Source organism: Acidovorax sp. 99, assembly GCF_003096455.1.
GTDB lineage: Bacteria > Pseudomonadota > Gammaproteobacteria > Burkholderiales > Burkholderiaceae_C > Acidovorax > Acidovorax delafieldii.
Genome location: NZ_QEKU01000001.1, coordinates 3475212 through 3490659, shown reverse-complemented (window position 1 = coordinate 3490659; position 15448 = coordinate 3475212). Strand labels below are relative to the sequence as shown.

The following is a 15448-nucleotide window of genomic DNA, read 5'->3' as shown; positions in this document are numbered from 1 at the left end:
AGGCCCAGCAGGCGCGGCGGCGCTACCGGCCTGCAGCGCTATGGCGCGAAGCCGCTACCCCAACGCCCGTGGGGTGGAGGACGCAGCGGTGAGTGACACTCCCGCACCCATGGACCCGTACGCATGCCGCGCCAAGGCGGCCGCCAGCACCAGAGACGGGTTGACCAGCGTCAGCCCCTCCAACCGGGAATGCTCCGACAGCGCCAGCGGAATCTCGGTGCAACCCATGATGAGCGTGGAGATCCCATAGCGCTGTTGCAACACCAGCGACACCGCCTCAAACCGCTGGCGGGCCAGTGCGTAGTTGCCGGCCTTCACGCCGTCATAGATGCCCTGCATCAGCTGGTCACGTTCGCGCGGTTCGGGCACAAAGCAGTCGATGTCGCGGTGCTCCAGTTCGCGCTGGTACAAGCCCGCCTCGTACGCGCCTTGCGTGGCGAGCAGGCCCACGCCGTGCACCTTGCGCAGCGCCAGGTCGGCCGCCACTTCCTGCACCCCATGCAGCACCACCAACTGCGGAAAGCGCTGCTGCAGCAGGCCATGCCAGGCATGGGCCGTGTTGCAGGCAATGGCCACCACGCGCGCGCCCAGCGCCGCCAAACGGCCCGTGGCCTGCAGCATCGGGTCCGCAGGCTGGTGGGCACCGGGCCGCGTGTCGTGCAGGGCGGCAGTGCGATCGGGGATGGGCACCTGTGCCAGCCAATGCTCAGGGTAAGCCTGGTCGTGCACGGGGATGCCCAGCGCCGCCATGCGGTCGGTGCAGGCCTGCACGAACAGGCGCACAAAGTCAGCACCTGCAGCAGGCCCCATGCCGCCCAGAATGCCCACCACCTGCGGGGTCTGGAGGTGTGGGGTGGACAGCAACATGCTCACGCTCATCACAGCGCAGGCTTGTCGCTCTGGGCCACCAGGTTGTCGCGCAGTTCCTTGCTCATGGGCAGGTTGAGGTTCTGGCCGCGCGGGGGCACGGGCGACATGAACCACTTGGTGTAGAGCTTGTCGAACTCGCCCGACTTCATCATCCCGCCGATCACGCCGTTGACCAGCGCCTGGAACTGCGGGTCGTCCTTGCGCAGCATGCACGCATAGGGCTCCACCTGCAGCGAGTCGCCCACCACCACCCAGTCGGCCGGGTTGCGCGTGTTGCCCATCAATCCAAACAGCAGGATGTCGTCCATGGCAAAGGCCTCTGCACGGCCGGTGTCCACCAGCAGCAGCGAGTCCTCGTGGTCCTTGCCCAGCACGATGTCCATGTCCAGGTTGTTGTCGCGGTTGTACTTGCGGATCACCTGCGCGTTGGTGGTGCCCGAGGTGCTGGCCACTTTTTTCTTGGCGAGGTCGGCGTAGTTCTTGACGCCCGAAGCCTTCTTGGTCAGCAGCCGGGTGCCGGTGTAGAAATAGTTGATGGCAAATTGCACATCCTTGCCGCGGGCTGTGTTGTTGGTGGTCGATCCGCACTCCAGGTCCACGGTGCCGTTGGTCAGCAGCGGAATGCGGTTTTGCGAAGTCACGGCCTGCAGCTCCACCTTGATGGCGGGGTTGTTCAGGCGCTTCTTCACCGCATCGACGACAGCGTTGGAGATGTCCACCGACATGCCCACCGGGTTGCCCGGGCCCGCCAGGTAGCTGAAGGGCACGGACGACTCGCGGTAGGCCAGTGTGATCTTGCCGGTGTCGGCAATCTTCTTGAGGGTGTCGGCACTGGCCACGGTACTGGCCAGCACACCGGCGACCACGAGGACAGCAGCGGTGACAGCGGAGAGCTTCATGGGAATCCCTTTGCAAAAAATCAGGTGAACAGACAGTCGGACAGACGAGAAAACAGGACGCAGGGGCACTGTAAAAATTTGCGGCGGTCTTGAACAATTCATTTGCACGGGTCCACCATGATGAAAAGTTATGGCTCTGTTTCGGTGCACATCCATGCACCATCGTGGACCGCCACGCCCTCTTTTTGAACCATGGCGTCGGCAGCCCCCACTCCACCTCCACATGCTTGGCTGGACGCGTCAGGCGCCGACATGCGCATAACTTCCCGGCATGGCAAGGCACTGCTTTGGCATTGTTCAGCAGGTGCATCGCCCCCTACATTCGTTGGCATCTCCTCCAACCGTTTCACTCTCTCCGATGCAGGTATGTGTATTGGGCGCAGGCATCGTCGGCCTGGCCACGGCGTATGAACTTCAACAGCGCGGCCTGCAGGTCACCGTCATCGACCAGGCGCAGCCCGGCACGGGCGCCAGCGGTGGCAATGGCGCGCAGCTGAGCTACAGCTATGTGCAGCCCCTGGCAGACGCCAGCATCTGGCGGCAGCTGCCCCGGCTGCTGCTGTCGCCCAGCTCACCGCTCAAGCTGCGCCTGCAGTGGGACACCCACCAGTGGCGCTGGGGGCTGGAGTTTCTGCGCGCCTGCAACCGGCGAACCTCTGAACGCAGCACCGCGCAGCTACTGGCGCTGGCCGCCCTGAGCCGCCACCACTTCGAGGCCATGCTGCGGGCAGAAGCTCTGGACTGCGACTTCTCCCGCACCGGCAAGCTGGTGCTGTACGACACCCCCACCGGCCTGGCCGCTGCGCAACGCCAGATGGACCTGCAGCGCCAGTGGGGCTGCGAACAACAGGCCGTGTCCGCCCAGCGCTGCGTGGAGATCGAGCCCGCACTGCAGCACTACCAGCCGCGCATTGCCGGAGCCATCTATACCCCCAGCGAATGCGCGGCCGACTGCCTTATGGTCTGCCAAGGCTTGCAGGCCGTACTGGCCGCTCGGGGCGTGCGCTTTGCACTGGGTGCCACAGTTCAGGGCTTTGTGCGCCAGGGCTCGCGCATTGCTGCGGTGCAGACCAGTGCAGGCGCCATCGAGGCGCAGCAGTTTGTGCTGGCCCTGGGCAGCCGCAGCCACCAGGTGGCGCAGACAATGGGGTTACGCCTGCCCGTGTACCCCCTCAAGGGCTACAGCATCACACTCGATACCAGCGCTGCACCATCGGCAGCGCCTCGCGTCAATGTGACCGACGCTGCACGCAAGGTAGTGTTTGCGCGCATCGGCCATCGCCTGCGGGTGGCGGGCATGGCCGAGCTGGTGGGGCACGATGCACGCATACCTGCCGCGCGCATCCAGAGCCTGTGCGATGCCACCCGCACCGTTTTTCCGACATGCCATCAAGGCGGAGAGCTGCATGCCTGGACCGGCATGCGCCCCGCCACGCCCACCGGGCTGCCGATGGTGGGCCGTTGGGTGGGGGCACCGAATAACCTGCTGCTCAACACAGGCCATGGCTCTTTGGGGTTCACGCTGGCGTTTGGCACGGCGGCGCAGGTGGCCGAGCTGCTGGCACCCGCCTGACTCTCCCGCACTCCCACGCTCCGCAGCCGCACAAGGCACCGCCCGCCTCGGCAGGTGGCGCGTTCATTCCGCCTCGGGCTGCAGGCCCACCGCTTCCAGCGTCTCTGCCACCGCCTGGCGCATGCATTGCGTCATGGCACTGGCCAGCAGTGAGCTGGGACGGTTGACGGTGCGCAGCGACTTGATGGGCACGGCAATGTGCGGCGCCAGCGCCAGTACATCCACCTTGCTGCGATCGGCCGATGCCGCCGTGCAGGCGTCCACCAGTGCCACCGCGTGACCATGGTGGGCCAGCGCCAGCGCCGCATGGTAGGTCTGCACCGTGAACGCCGTCTGCAGGCCCACGCCCGCCTCGCGGCACGCGTGGTTGACCACCGTGCCGATGGGGTCGCGCACATCCAGCCGCACCACCGGCGTGTCTGCCAGGTCGGCCAGATGCACCACACCGGCCGCCACCAGCGCAGCACCCAGCATGCCCTTGGGCGCCACACACACCATGCGCCCATCGGCCAGATGCTCCTGCGTGAGCGCGGGGTGGGCGATGGCGCTGAACACAAAGCCCACATCCGCCTCCTGCAGCACCAGGGCCGAGACGATCTGGGGCGAGTGCAGCGCGTCGATGGTCACCTGCACATCCGGGTGCTTTTTCCTGAAAAAACGCAACGCACGCGGCAGCACCTCGTAGCTCAGCGCCAGCACGCTGAGGATGTGCAACTCACCCTCACGCCGGTCGCTCTTGAGGCTGTTGGCCAGGCGCTGCACATCATCGAGCTGGGTGAACAGGCGCTCGATGTGCGGGTACAGCGTCTGTGCCTCGGTGGTGGGTACCAGCTTGCCCTTGAGCCGGTGGAACAACGGAAAGCCCAGCTGCAATTCAGCATGCGCCAGGATGCGACTGACCGCAGGCTGCGTGACGTTGATGAGGCGGGCCGCCGCGCTCACGCTGCCGGTGAGCATGACGGCGTTGAAGACTTCTATGTGGCGAAGGCGCATATGCTGACGATGCAAGGAATGGGCCGCAAGCGCAATCCTTGCATGTACCCATTGCGAAATCGCGCACTCAAACCGCGCGCCTCGCACGCGCTTGCAGCTAAAGCGACATCGACGGCCGCAGCGCCATGGCCACACGCCAGCGCAGCAAGTGCGGGTGCTGCTCGCCCGGCTTGTGCTTGACCACCCGCGCAAAGTCCACCGCCACCACCGCCGTGATGTCGGCCACGCTGAAGCGGTCGGTGGCAATGAATTCGCGGTCCGCGAGGCGCTCGTTGAGCAGCTGAAAGAACTGCCCCACACGCATCAGTCCACGCTCAGCCAGGGCCGGGATTTGCGGGTAGTCCACCGCGCCGGGCAATGCCCGGTTGGCCATGGCGGGCGCGCTGTTGCGCAGCGCCTCGGCAATGGCCTGCAGGCCCTCGAACTCCATGCGCCAGTTCCAGCTCGCAATCTCGGCCTTTTCTGCGGGCGTCTCGCCCAGCAGTGCGGGCTGCGGGTAGCGCGCCTCCACATAGGCCGTAATGGCCGCGTTGTCGGTCAGCAGCAAACCGTCTTCCGTGCGCAGCGCGGGCACCGTGCACTGCGGGTTGATCTGGCGATAGGCCTCGCCCAATTGTTCGCCATTGCGCAGGTCCACCTGCACGGTGTCGTGGGCCACGCCCTTTTCTGCCAGCAGGATGCGCGCACGGCGCGGGCTGGGCGCCGTGGCGCAGTCATACAAAGTAATCATGGTGACGCCTTGCAAAAAAACACTCAGCGTGCGGGGGAAGAAGCTGCCGCTGCCGCCGCCTCGATTTTGTCCTGCGTCTTGGTGTCAAAGTCGCTGGCGTCATGCCGCTCGCGCAACTGGCTGGCCAGATCGCCCTGCACCCGGTTCACCTTGCGCCCCCGCTGCACCGCCGGGCGTTTGGCCACCTGCTCGGCCCAGCGCACCACATGCGTGTATTCGTGCACCTGCAAAAACTCGCCCGCGTTGTAGGCCTGCCCTTTCACCAACAAGCCGTACCAGGGCCAGATCGCAATGTCGGCCACCGTGTACTCATCGCCCGCCACGTATTCGGTCACGGCCAGGCGCTGGTTCAGCACATCCAGCTGGCGCTTGGCCTCCATCGCATACCGATCAATCGCATACTCGATCTTCACTGGCGCATAGGCATAAAAATGCCCAAACCCGCCGCCCACAAACGGCGCACTGCCCATCTGCCAGAACAGCCACGACAGGCACTCCGCCCGCGCCGCGCCGTCCTTGGGCAAAAAGGCGCTGCCGAACTTCTCGGCCAGATACATCAGGATGGCGCCGGACTCGAACACCCGCACCGGGTTGGCCGGGTCGGTACGGTCCAGCAGCGCGGGGATCTTGGAATTAGGGTTCACAGACACGAAGCCGCTGCCAAACTGCTCACCCTCGTTGATGCGGATCAGCCATGCGTCGTACTCCGCCCCGTTGTGGCCCAGCGCCAGCAGCTCTTCCAGCATCACGGTCACCTTCACGCCATTGGGCGTGCCCAGCGAATACAGCTGCAGCGGGTGCTTACCCACGGGCAGCTCTTTGTCGTGCGTAGCCCCGGCAATGGGCCGGTTGATGCTGGCGAACTGGCCGCCGTTTTCTTTGTTCCATTGCCAGATGGCTGGGGGCGTGTAGGGGGTGAGATCAGACATTTAGAGTTCCCGGTAGGTCCGTTAAAAGAGCGCGCGGTCCCATCCAATTTCCAAAAGGCCACCGCGAAGGGAGTCATGTTACTCATGCTGAAATTACTCGAACTCTCTCTGCACCAACCTAAATTTTGCGATCAGTGCCCATGGCCATTTCTTTGTTCGCGTTCACGTATTCCATGGCGTCATCAAGTCCCCAACATACTGAGTTTCGAACGAATCGCGACCACTCAACAACGAGTCCTCACAGAATGACTCCTATTGCTTGGCAGCTTCCGGCGCAACCGAACGAGCAGTGCTTGACAAAGGTACCGAAGCTCCAAGCAATGGAGCTTTTGCGTCTACCGGATCATTCACCGCGGCTTTTTTGCCCGATGAGTTAGCGACGCTGAACAGTAAAAGAACGACAAGCGCAATGGACACCGCGAGGCCACTCCACTTTGCGACATTGAATACACGCTCTCCAGTTCGCACCCGCCGCCACTCAGCCTTAAGAAGTAATTGCGATGCAGCAAGCAAATCGTCCTCACACTTCCGACAGGCCTGTATGTCGATAGGAAAGCCCTTCATATGCAGCGATTCAAGGTTATTCAGCAGCCGAAGCACTTCTTTGCAACGTTCTTCATTTGGGTTCAAACGCAATTTGATTGCGGATGATGCTTTGTTGGCTTCCATAAAGAAAGATTCCGTGAGCTTGAACGCTTCTAGCTGAGACGGAATCTGGACAACAGAAATCCCTCGAAGATTGTTAAGTGCTGCGATAACCAGAGCGATTTCGGTGCGCAGTTCATCAATCCAAGCCTGCCGAAACTCAGAAACCTTGCTCTCCTTTGCAATTACTAACCCAATGAATGCAAAGAAGGCGCCTATTACTGCCGCAGCAATAGAACCGATAGCTGCTTCCGGCAGGTGCATCAGTGACATGACTTTTCTAATGAATGTTAAGAGTTGGGGGGGAGTGCCGCGCGATTCTGAGGTTATGTGTAGTGGAGCCCGATTGGCAATACGACTAAGGCTCCAGCCTTCCACACTTGCGCGCAAGCTCAGTGCGCCTTATCCCAGTTCGGCCCCACCCCCACCTCAGCCAATAACGGCACCTTCAGCGCCGCCACCTCTGCCATCAGGCGCGGGATGTGGGTCTTGAGCCAGTCCACCTCGCTCTCAGGCAGTTCGAACACCAGTTCGTCGTGCACCTGCATGATCATCTTGATATCTGGCTTGTGCGCGTCCAGCTCCTTCTGCACAGCCACCATGGCCAGCTTGATCAAGTCTGCCGCCGTGCCCTGCATGGGCGCATTGATAGCGGCGCGCTCGGCCCCGGCGCGGCGGGGGCCGTTGGGGGAGTTGATTTCGGGCAAGTACAGGCGGCGGCCAAATACGGTCTCGACATAGCCCATGGACTTGGCGGCGGCCTTGGTGTCATCCATGTACTGCTTCACGCCGGGATAGCGCTGGAAGTACTTGTCAATGTAGGCGGCAGCGGCCTTGGTCTCGATGCCCAGGTTCTTGGCCAGGCCAAAGCTGCTCATGCCGTAGATAAGGCCAAAGTTGATGACCTTGGCGTAGCGGCGTTGCTCGCTGGTGACCTGATCCACCTCTACCCCAAACACTTCGGCAGCGGTGGCGCGGTGCACGTCCAGCCCGGCGTGGAAGGCGTGCAGCAGCGAGTGGTCGCCACTCAGGTGGGCCATGATGCGCAGCTCGATCTGGGAGTAGTCGGCACTCGCAATCACGCGGCCTGCGGGGGCCACGAAAGCCTCGCGCACGCGGCGGCCTTCCGGGGTGCGGATGGGGATGTTCTGCAGGTTGGGGTCGTTGCTGGACAAGCGGCCAGTCACCGCCACGGCCTGCGCGTAGTGCGTGTGCACGCGGCCGGTGCGTGGCAGGGCCAGTTGCGCGAGCTTGTCGGTGTAGGTGCCTTTGAGCTTGACGAGGCTGCGGTGCTCCAGCAGCTTGGCGGGCAGGGGGTAGTCCTCGGCCAGCTTTTCCAGCACTTCTTCGTCGGTGCTGCGCGCGCCGGTGGCGGTCTTCTTCACAACCGGCATGCCCAGCTTGTCGAAGAAGATTTCGCCCAGCTGCTTGGGGCTGCTCAGGTTGAAGGGCTGGCCGGCAATCTCGTACGCCTCGGTTTCAAGCTGCAGGATGCGCTGACCCAGCTCGTGGCTTTGGGCGGCCAGCGTGGGCGCGTCGATCAGCACGCCGTTGCGTTCAATGCGGTACAGGGCTTCGCTGCTGGCAATCTCCAGCTCGTAGATAAAGCGCAGTTTGTCGTCCGCCTGCAGCAGAGGCCACAGGGCGTTGTGCACGTCCAGGGTCTGGTCGGAGTCTTCGCAGGAGTAGGCGGCGGCCTTATCCACCGGCACTTGCGCAAACGGGATCTGGTGCGCGCCTTTGCCGCACAGGTCTTCGTAGGTGATGCCTTTGCGGCCGGTGTGGCGTTCGGCCAGGCTGGTCAGGTTGTGGGGCTTGTGCACTTCCAGCACGTAGCTTTGCAGCATGGTGTCGTGCGCGTAGCCCTGCACTTCGATGCCATGGTTGGCGAACACATGGCGGTCGTATTTGATGTGCTGGCCCAGCTTGTGGTGCTTGGGGTCTTCCAGCCAGGGCTTGAGGCGGGCGAGGACTTCATCCAGCGGCAACTGCGCGGGGGCATCGGGGCCTTCGTGGCGCAGGGGGATGTAGGCGGCTTCGCCGGGCTGCACGCTGAAAGAGATGCCGACGATTTGCGCGCGCATTTCGTCGAGCGAATCGGTTTCGGTGTCAATAGCGGTAAGCGATGCCTTGTGCAGACGCTCCAGCCACTGGTCAAAGTCGGCCCAGTTCAGGATGGTGTCGTACACCACGGTGCGGTGCTGGGCTTCTTCGGCCACGGTGCTGGCGGAGTGGTCGGCAAACAGATCGCCGCTCTGGCCGGGCATGGCGACGGTGGGGGCTGCTGTGGCCGGGGCTGCAGCACCCTTGATCGCACTGGCCAGGCCCTTGAAACCATACTTTTCGTAAAACGGCAGCAAGCCGGCGTTGTCCGGCGTGTCCAGCGTGATGTCATCAAACGCGGGCAACCCGGGGATGTAGTCGGCCAGCGCGCAATCGGTCTTCATGGTGACCAGCTGGCGGCTCAAGGCCAGCTGGCCGCTGGCGATCGCCTCGCGCAGGTTGTTGCCTGCCACGCCCTTGATGGCGTCGGCGTTGGCAATCAGGTTGTCGAGCGAGCCATACTCTTCCAGCCACTTGGCGGCCGTCTTGGGGCCCACCTTGGCAACGCCGGGCACGTTGTCCACGGTGTCGCCCACCAGCGCCTGGTAGTCCACCATCAGCGTGGGTGGCACGCCAAACTCTGCTGTCACGCCCGCCACATCGCGGCGCTTGCCGCTCATGGTGTCGATGATGGTGATGTGCTCGTTGACCAGCTGGCTCAAATCCTTGTCGCCGCTGGACACGATGACCTCAATGCCCTGTGCGGCCGCCACGTGGGCCAAGGTGGCGATCACGTCGTCTGCCTCCACGCCTGGCACGGCCACCACCTTCCAGCCCAGCAGGTCCACCACCTCATGGATGGGCTCGATCTGGCTGCGCAGGTCGTCGGGCATGGGCGAGCGCGTGGCCTTGTACTCGGTGTACAGCGCGTCGCGGAAGGTGGGGCCGCTGGCGTCGAACACGCAGACGGCGTAGTCGGCAGCCACCTCTTTGCGCAGGGCCTGCATCATGTTGATCATGCCGCGGATGGCACCTGTGGCAGGGCTGGTGGGGTCGCCCGGCACGGCCCGCAGGTCGGGCATGGCGTGGAAGGCGCGGTACAGGTAGCTGGAGCCGTCCACCAGCACCAGGGTCTTTTTGTTGCTCATCCGGCAATTGTGCACGTCCACGCCCTATGGCAACGCCTGCCGGGCGGCGCTCTACAATCGCCCGATGCGCGCTGTTCACCTTCTCCTGCTGCTGGGCATGGCCTGCGGCAATGCCTTGGCCCAAACCCCGTCTCCATCCCCTGCACCCGCCGCTGCGGGCGCCCAGCGCGAGGCGCTGCCCGACCCCGAGCCCCTGTCTGGCCGCAGCAACCAGCGCACGGAGCGCATCCAGATCGAAGACGCAGGCAGCCGAGTGGATGAACTGCGGGTGGGCGGGCAAACCCAGAACATCTCGGTGCAGCCCAAAACCGGCAACCTGCCCGCCTACGAAGTGCAGTCGCCTGACGGCGCACGCAGCCGCTCTGGCGGCAACAATGGCGCCGAGACCACCACGGCGCCTCGCGTCTGGAACGTGTTCAAGTTCTGATGGGTGGCAGGGTGGCGCGCGCGCACTGCGCAGCCACCGGTTGAGCCCCCGCTTGCCGCCCGTTGTCCCGCCCCTTCATCTTTCTCATTTCTTCGACCCCCTGAGCGATGGCCGTTTTTACCGAAGTCTCCAATCCCGAGGCGCGCGAGTTGCTGCGCCGTTTGCAACTGGGCGAGCTGGTGGAGCTGCGCGGCATTGAGGGCGGCATCGAGAACACCAACTACTTTCTGACCAGCGACCAGGGCGAGTTCGTGTTGACACTGTTCGAGCGCCTCACGGCCGAGCAGTTGCCTTTCTACCTGTACCTGATGAAGCACCTGGCGCACGGCGGCGTGCCCGTGCCCGACCCGCGTGCCGACAAGAACGGCGACATCCTGCACACCGTGTGTGGCAAACCCGCCGCCGTGGTCAACAAGCTGCGCGGCAAGAGCCAGCTGGCCCCTCAGGGCGTGCACTGCGCGGCCGTGGGCACCATGCTGGCCCGAATGCACCTTGCGGGCCGCGACTTTGACCGCCACCAGCCCAACCTGCGCGGGCTGCCCTGGTGGAACGAGACGGTGCCGGTGGTGCTGCCCCACATTGACGGTGCACAGGCCGCATTGCTGCGGTCCGAGCTGGCCTACCAGAACCATGTGGCCGCCAGCTCCGCCTATGCCGCCCTGCCGCGCGGGCCCGTGCATGCCGACCTGTTCCGCGACAACGTGATGTTCGAGGGTGAAGAGCTGACGGGCTTCTTCGACTTCTACTTTGCAGGTGTGGACACCTGGCTGTTTGACTTGGCCGTGTGCCTGAACGACTGGTGCATCGACCTGCCCACCGGCACGCACGACGCCGAGCGCGCCACGCGCATGCTCGACGCGTACAAGGCTGTTCGCCCGCTGACCGCCGCCGAGCGCGAGTTGCTGCCCGCCATGCTGCGCGCCGGGGCGCTGAGGTTCTGGATCTCGCGCCTGTGGGACTTCTACCTGCCGCGCGAGGCCTCCATGCTCAAGCCCCACGACCCCACGCACTTCGAGCGCGTACTGCGCGGGCGCCTGGCACTGCCCGTGCACGCGGGCTGATCCCACCACAGGCGAGCAGCCTCTAACCCCTGGCCCCGCCACCGGTTTGGGGCAGTGGGGTAAATTCGACCTTATTCACCCACTCGACATCAGATGCCGCTCGGCGCCCCCCATGGGCGCTCGGGCGCAGTCGGCGGTGCGGGCCCCTCTTCCTTTCCAACGTATTCATGAAACTCCACATCGTCCCCGCGCGCACCGGCATGGCCTGGGTCAAGCTCGGCGTTCGGGCGTTCTGGCGGCAGCCCATGGCGCTGGCTGCGCTGTTCTTCATGACCATGGCGGCCATGTCGCTGGCCACCATGATCCCGCTGGTGGGTCCGGCCATTGCACTGGCACTGCTGCCGTCTGCCACGCTGGCCATGATGGTGGCGGCAGCGCAGGCATCGCAAGGGCGGTTTCCGATGCCCACGGTGCTGCTGGTGGCGTTTCGCACTGGGCGCGAGCGGCTGCGCGACATGCTCACATTGGGTGTGCTGTATGCGGTGGCTTTTCTCGGCATCATGGGCCTGTCGGCCCTGCTGGACGGCGGCCAGTTTGCGCAGGTGTACCTGGGTGGCGCGCCCATGACCCGAGAGATTGCCGAGAACCCGGACTTCCAGCGCGCCATGTGGCTGTCGATGCTGCTGTACCTGCCCCTGTCGCTGCTGTTCTGGCATGCACCGGGCCTCGTGCACTGGCATGGCGTGCCGCCGGTCAAGGCGCTGTTCTTCTCCATCGTGGCCTGCGTGCGCAACTTTGGTGCGTTCCTGGTCTACGGGCTGGGCTGGCTGGGGGTGTTTCTGCTGGGCGGGCTGGTGGTCAGCATCGTGTCGGCCCTGCTGGCCGTGGCGGGGCTTGCGGGATCGATGGCCGGTGGCATCATGGTGGGCGCTGCCATGATGTTGGCGGCGATGTTCTTCACCTCGGTGGTCTTCACCTTCCGCGACTGCTTCGAGCCCCCCTACACCCCCCAGCAAGAAGAGGCGCCCCATGACACCCCGCCCCCCAGCCCCCCTGACGCACCACCTGCAGGGCCGCTCTGACGACGAGCTGGTCTGGTTCCAGCGCCGCAGCGTGGTGCAGGCCGCCGCGCTGTGGGTAGCGGGCGGTGGCTGGGCTGCTGCCCATGCGCAGGCGCGCAGCAATATCGTGGAAGTGCGCGGCGATGTGCTGCGCAATGGCGAGCCCCTGACGGCGCAGCACACCATCACCGCCAACGACCGCATTGAGACCGGGCCGGGCGCCAGCCTGGTGTTCTCGGTGGGCGACAGCGCCTTCATGGTGCGGCAGAACTCGCGCATGGCGATGGAGAGCGACACCCCCACCGCCGTCAAGCTGTTGCGCCTGCTCAGCGGTGCGGTGGCCACGGTGTGGGGGCGCGGCCCCGACCGGCAGATTGCGCTGCCCACGGCTACCGCAGGCATTCGAGGTACCGGCGTGTACGCCGAGGTGTTTGCCGACCAGGACCAGCGCGGCTACCTCTGCAACTGTTATGGCACGGTGGAGCTGACGGCGGGCGGCGAACGCCTGGTGAGCCAATCCAGCTACCACCAGTCGTTCTGGGCCGAGCCCGCACCCCGCAATGGCCGGCTGCTGACACCGGCCGGTGCCATCAACCACACGGACGAAGAAATGGAGTTCTTGGCGGGGCTGGTCAACCAGCGCACCGCGTGGCAGGTGTCGGGCCGCAAGGGCGTCAAGGACGGCAGCGGCGGCGCGGCCGCACCGTCTAACAGTTACGGAACCGGCAACTCCTACGGCCCGCCCGGCTCCCGGGACTAGGGCCTGTCCCGCAGCGCACGCGCAGCCATGCCTGCGCGGCGCGCCTTTGGGGGGCGTCACGCGCTGCGCAAGGCACCGCGTCAAACCGTCACACAAACGTCAAACCACTGTCACGGGGCGTTCCTAGGATCGCGGGCTGGATTCCATGCCACCCGCCTACTACGCCTTTTCCAACAAGGCTCCCGGTCGGATCAGGGCGTGGCATGCCCGTTCGCATACCCACTTGGAAACACTCCGAAAATGACCCAACCGACGATGCCCACCCGCCGCAAGGCCCTGCAACTGCTGGCCGGCGTTCCCATGCTGCCGCTCAGCGCCAGCGCCTCGGCTGCACTGCTGACCGCCTGCGGTGGCGGCGACTCCGCCGCGCCCGGCTATGTGTCGGCCAGCTTCACGTCGATGGCAGCCCCCACCCTGGCCAACGCCGCTGCCATGGCCACCACCACCGTGGGCTCCACGCTCAACATCAAGCTCAGCGACGACTCGGTGCGCTCGTACCAGCTGGCTTACCAGCCCTTCTTCGTGACGGGCGACATGGTGTCCGACGGCAAGGGCGGCACCATCCTGTCGGGTGGCTACTACGACATCAACAACAAGCCCATCATCGACGCCACGGTGGCTGGCAAGGAGCGCCAGTACTTCTCGGACTCGCCCGACGGCACCTCGCTGCTGACCGTGGCCAACCCCACCGTGACCGGCCTCAAGGGCAAGGCCGTGTTTGCCGTGGTGCAGTTTGAATACACCACCTGGGCGCAAGACGGCAAGACCGACATGTACGGCAAGCTGCCCTCGCCCATCGCCGTGCTGACGCTGGACCAGGACCAGACCACCGGCAAGCTGAGCCTGGTCAAGTACCACAACGTGGACACCTCCAAGGTGCACGGCCTGTGGATCACCTGCGGCGCCAGCCTGTCGCCCTGGGGCACCCACCTGTCGAGCGAAGAGTACGAACCCGATGCGTTCAGCATCGCCAGCAACGCCATGTTCAAGGCCTACAGCAAGAACCTGCTTGGCGACGAAACCAAGGCCAACCCCTACCACTACGGCCACATGCCCGAGGTGACGGTGAACCCTGACGGCACTGCCAGCATCAAGAAGCACTTCTGCATGGGCCGCATCTCGCATGAACTGGTGCAGGTGATGCCTGACAACCGCACGGCGCTGATGGGCGACGACGCCACCAACAGCGGCTACTTCGTGTTCGTGGCCGACAAGGAAAAAGACCTGTCGTCCGGCACGCTGTACGTTGCCAAGGTGGGCAGCGGCTTCTCCATCGACCCCAAGGTCGGCACAGCAGCGCCCCTCACCTGGATCAAGATGGGTTCGGCCACCAGCGCCGAGATCGAGAACCTGGCCAACACGCTCAAGCCCACGGACATCATGACCGTGAAGACCACCGACCCGGCCGATGCCAGCTACACCAAGATCGTGGCCAACGGCAAGACCGAGTGGATCAAGCTGAACCCTGGCATGGAAAAGGCCGCTGCCTTCCTGGAAACCCACCGCTACGCCGCCTACCTGGGTGCCAGCCTGGGCTTCACCAAGATGGAAGGCACCACGGTCAACGCCAAGGACAAGATTGCCTACTCTGCGCTGCAGAACATCCAGTCGTCCATGGTGGCAGGCAACGCCGCCAACGTGCCGGGCAACGGCATCTCGGTGCCCAAGCAACTGGTGGCCGGCGCCGTGATGGCGCTGAACCTCAAGGGTGGCCAGAAGGACACCGCTGGCGGCACCATCAACAGCGAATGGATGCCGGTGGACACCAAGGTGCTGCTGGCCGGTGAAGACATCACCGCCGACGCCCTGGGCAACACCGCCAACCCCAACAACATCGCCAACCCGGACAACCTCAAGTTCTCCGAAAAGATGCGCACCCTGTTCATCGGCGAAGACAGCAGCCAGCACGTCAACAACTTCCTGTGGGCCTACAACGTGGACACCAAGCAGCTGTCGCGCGTGATGTCGATCCCCTCGGGCGGCGAGTCCACCGGCCTGCACGCCGTGGACGAGATCAACGGCTGGACGTACATCATGAGCAACTTCCAACACGCCGGTGACTGGGGCGCCATCCACAGCGTGGTCAAGGACACGCTGGACCCGATGATCAAGGCCAACTACAAGAACAAGAACGGCGCGGCCGTGGGCTACCTCACGGCCGCGGCCAAACAGCCCAGCCTGAACCCGGCCTGAACTCAGCCTGAAACCAGCTGAGCGAAGGGCCAACAGGGCTGCACCCGGTGCGGCCCGCTTCAAAAACCAACGGGGCCTCAGGGCCCCGTTGTCATTGGCGGTCCCGGTTTGCTATACAAACAATAGCTACCAGGGAATAAGGTACTAGCGCTAGCAGGCGATTTGACTCAAACCGC

Annotated in this window: 13 protein-coding genes; 6 read left to right on the top strand and 7 right to left on the bottom strand. The window is 64.5% G+C overall.

The features are described 5' to 3' along the window. Window positions 1–54: 54 nt before the first annotated feature. Together C8C95_RS16215 and C8C95_RS16210 are read right to left on the bottom strand one after the other, a co-directional pair. Window positions 55–867: an amino acid racemase gene (locus C8C95_RS16215; RefSeq protein WP_116750320.1), complete on the bottom strand. Its 813-nt coding sequence runs from the start codon at window positions 865–867 to the stop codon at window positions 55–57. Window positions 868–878: 11 nt separating this feature from the next. Continuing rightward, the gene (locus C8C95_RS16210; protein WP_110959433.1) at window positions 879–1769 is read right to left on the bottom strand and encodes an amino acid ABC transporter substrate-binding protein; all 891 of its coding nucleotides are present in this window, start codon (window positions 1767–1769) and stop codon (window positions 879–881) included. Between the two features lie 358 nt (window positions 1770–2127). On the opposite strand from C8C95_RS16210, the gene C8C95_RS16205 reads away from it, so the two are divergent. Further along, window positions 2128–3342, top strand: a complete 1215-nt coding sequence (locus C8C95_RS16205) for a D-amino acid dehydrogenase (RefSeq protein WP_207780610.1) — start codon at window positions 2128–2130, stop codon at window positions 3340–3342. 63 nt (window positions 3343–3405) lie between these two features. Here the strand turns inward: C8C95_RS16205 and C8C95_RS16200 are convergent, their stop codons facing one another. From C8C95_RS16200 to polA, 5 genes are all read right to left on the bottom strand, one after another. After that, window positions 3406–4335: a LysR substrate-binding domain-containing protein gene (locus C8C95_RS16200; protein WP_116749239.1), complete on the bottom strand. Its 930-nt coding sequence runs from the start codon at window positions 4333–4335 to the stop codon at window positions 3406–3408. 97 nt (window positions 4336–4432) lie between these two features. Continuing rightward, window positions 4433–5065, bottom strand: coding sequence for a glutathione S-transferase (locus C8C95_RS16195; RefSeq protein WP_116749238.1), 633 nt, complete (start codon window positions 5063–5065; stop codon window positions 4433–4435). A gap of 23 nt (window positions 5066–5088) precedes the next feature. After that, on the bottom strand, window positions 5089–5994 hold the full coding sequence (gene yghU, locus C8C95_RS16190) for a glutathione-dependent disulfide-bond oxidoreductase (RefSeq protein ID WP_116749237.1): 906 nt from the start codon (window positions 5992–5994) through the stop codon (window positions 5089–5091). 252 nt (window positions 5995–6246) lie between these two features. Then, window positions 6247–6912, bottom strand: coding sequence for a hypothetical protein (locus tag C8C95_RS23555; protein WP_133246243.1), 666 nt, complete (start codon window positions 6910–6912; stop codon window positions 6247–6249). Window positions 6913–7031: 119 nt separating this feature from the next. After that, entirely contained in the window at window positions 7032–9830 is a 2799-nt protein-coding gene (gene polA, locus C8C95_RS16185) for a DNA polymerase I (protein WP_116749236.1), read from the bottom strand. Window positions 9831–9894: 64 nt separating this feature from the next. Between polA and C8C95_RS16180 the strand changes: the two genes are divergently transcribed. From C8C95_RS16180 to C8C95_RS16160, 5 genes are all read left to right on the top strand, one after another. Continuing rightward, entirely contained in the window at window positions 9895–10257 is a 363-nt protein-coding gene (locus C8C95_RS16180; RefSeq protein WP_116749235.1) for a hypothetical protein, read from the top strand. A 107-nt stretch (window positions 10258–10364) separates the two neighbouring features. Beyond that, window positions 10365–11318, top strand: a complete 954-nt coding sequence (locus tag C8C95_RS16175; RefSeq protein WP_116749234.1) for a homoserine kinase — start codon at window positions 10365–10367, stop codon at window positions 11316–11318. A gap of 167 nt (window positions 11319–11485) precedes the next feature. After that, window positions 11486–12340, top strand: coding sequence for a BPSS1780 family membrane protein (locus C8C95_RS16170; protein WP_015013124.1), 855 nt, complete (start codon window positions 11486–11488; stop codon window positions 12338–12340). Further along, the gene (locus C8C95_RS16165) at window positions 12288–13079 is read left to right on the top strand and encodes a FecR domain-containing protein (RefSeq protein WP_116749233.1); all 792 of its coding nucleotides are present in this window, start codon (window positions 12288–12290) and stop codon (window positions 13077–13079) included. The genes C8C95_RS16170 and C8C95_RS16165 overlap by 53 nt, the downstream gene beginning before the upstream one ends. A 240-nt stretch (window positions 13080–13319) precedes the next feature. Further along, window positions 13320–15272 (top strand): alkaline phosphatase PhoX, encoded by a 1953-nt coding sequence (locus tag C8C95_RS16160; RefSeq protein ID WP_116749232.1) that lies wholly within the window; start codon window positions 13320–13322, stop codon window positions 15270–15272. Window positions 15273–15448: the final 176 nt, after the last annotated feature.

Bases quoted from the DNA above. Each gene is read 5' to 3' on its own strand.
- C8C95_RS16215 (WP_116750320.1), bottom strand. From the start codon at position 867: ATGTTGCTGTCCACCCCACACCTCCAGACCCCGCAGGTGGTGGGCATT.
- yghU (WP_116749237.1), bottom strand. From the start codon at position 5,994: ATGTCTGATCTCACCCCCTACACGCCCCCAGCCATCTGGCAATGGAAC.
- polA (WP_116749236.1), bottom strand. From the start codon at position 9,830: ATGAGCAACAAAAAGACCCTGGTGCTGGTGGACGGCTCCAGCTACCTG.
- C8C95_RS16205 (WP_207780610.1), top strand. From the start codon at position 2,128: ATGCAGGTATGTGTATTGGGCGCAGGCATCGTCGGCCTGGCCACGGCG.
- C8C95_RS16165 (WP_116749233.1), top strand. From the start codon at position 12,288: ATGACACCCCGCCCCCCAGCCCCCCTGACGCACCACCTGCAGGGCCGC.
- C8C95_RS16175 (WP_116749234.1), top strand. From the start codon at position 10,365: ATGGCCGTTTTTACCGAAGTCTCCAATCCCGAGGCGCGCGAGTTGCTG.
- C8C95_RS16180 (WP_116749235.1), top strand. From the start codon at position 9,895: ATGCGCGCTGTTCACCTTCTCCTGCTGCTGGGCATGGCCTGCGGCAAT.
- C8C95_RS16210 (WP_110959433.1), bottom strand. From the start codon at position 1,769: ATGAAGCTCTCCGCTGTCACCGCTGCTGTCCTCGTGGTCGCCGGTGTG.
- C8C95_RS23555 (WP_133246243.1), bottom strand. From the start codon at position 6,912: ATGTCACTGATGCACCTGCCGGAAGCAGCTATCGGTTCTATTGCTGCG.
- C8C95_RS16195 (WP_116749238.1), bottom strand. From the start codon at position 5,065: ATGATTACTTTGTATGACTGCGCCACGGCGCCCAGCCCGCGCCGTGCG.
- C8C95_RS16170 (WP_015013124.1), top strand. From the start codon at position 11,486: ATGAAACTCCACATCGTCCCCGCGCGCACCGGCATGGCCTGGGTCAAG.
- C8C95_RS16200 (WP_116749239.1), bottom strand. From the start codon at position 4,335: ATGCGCCTTCGCCACATAGAAGTCTTCAACGCCGTCATGCTCACCGGC.
- C8C95_RS16160 (WP_116749232.1), top strand. From the start codon at position 13,320: ATGACCCAACCGACGATGCCCACCCGCCGCAAGGCCCTGCAACTGCTG.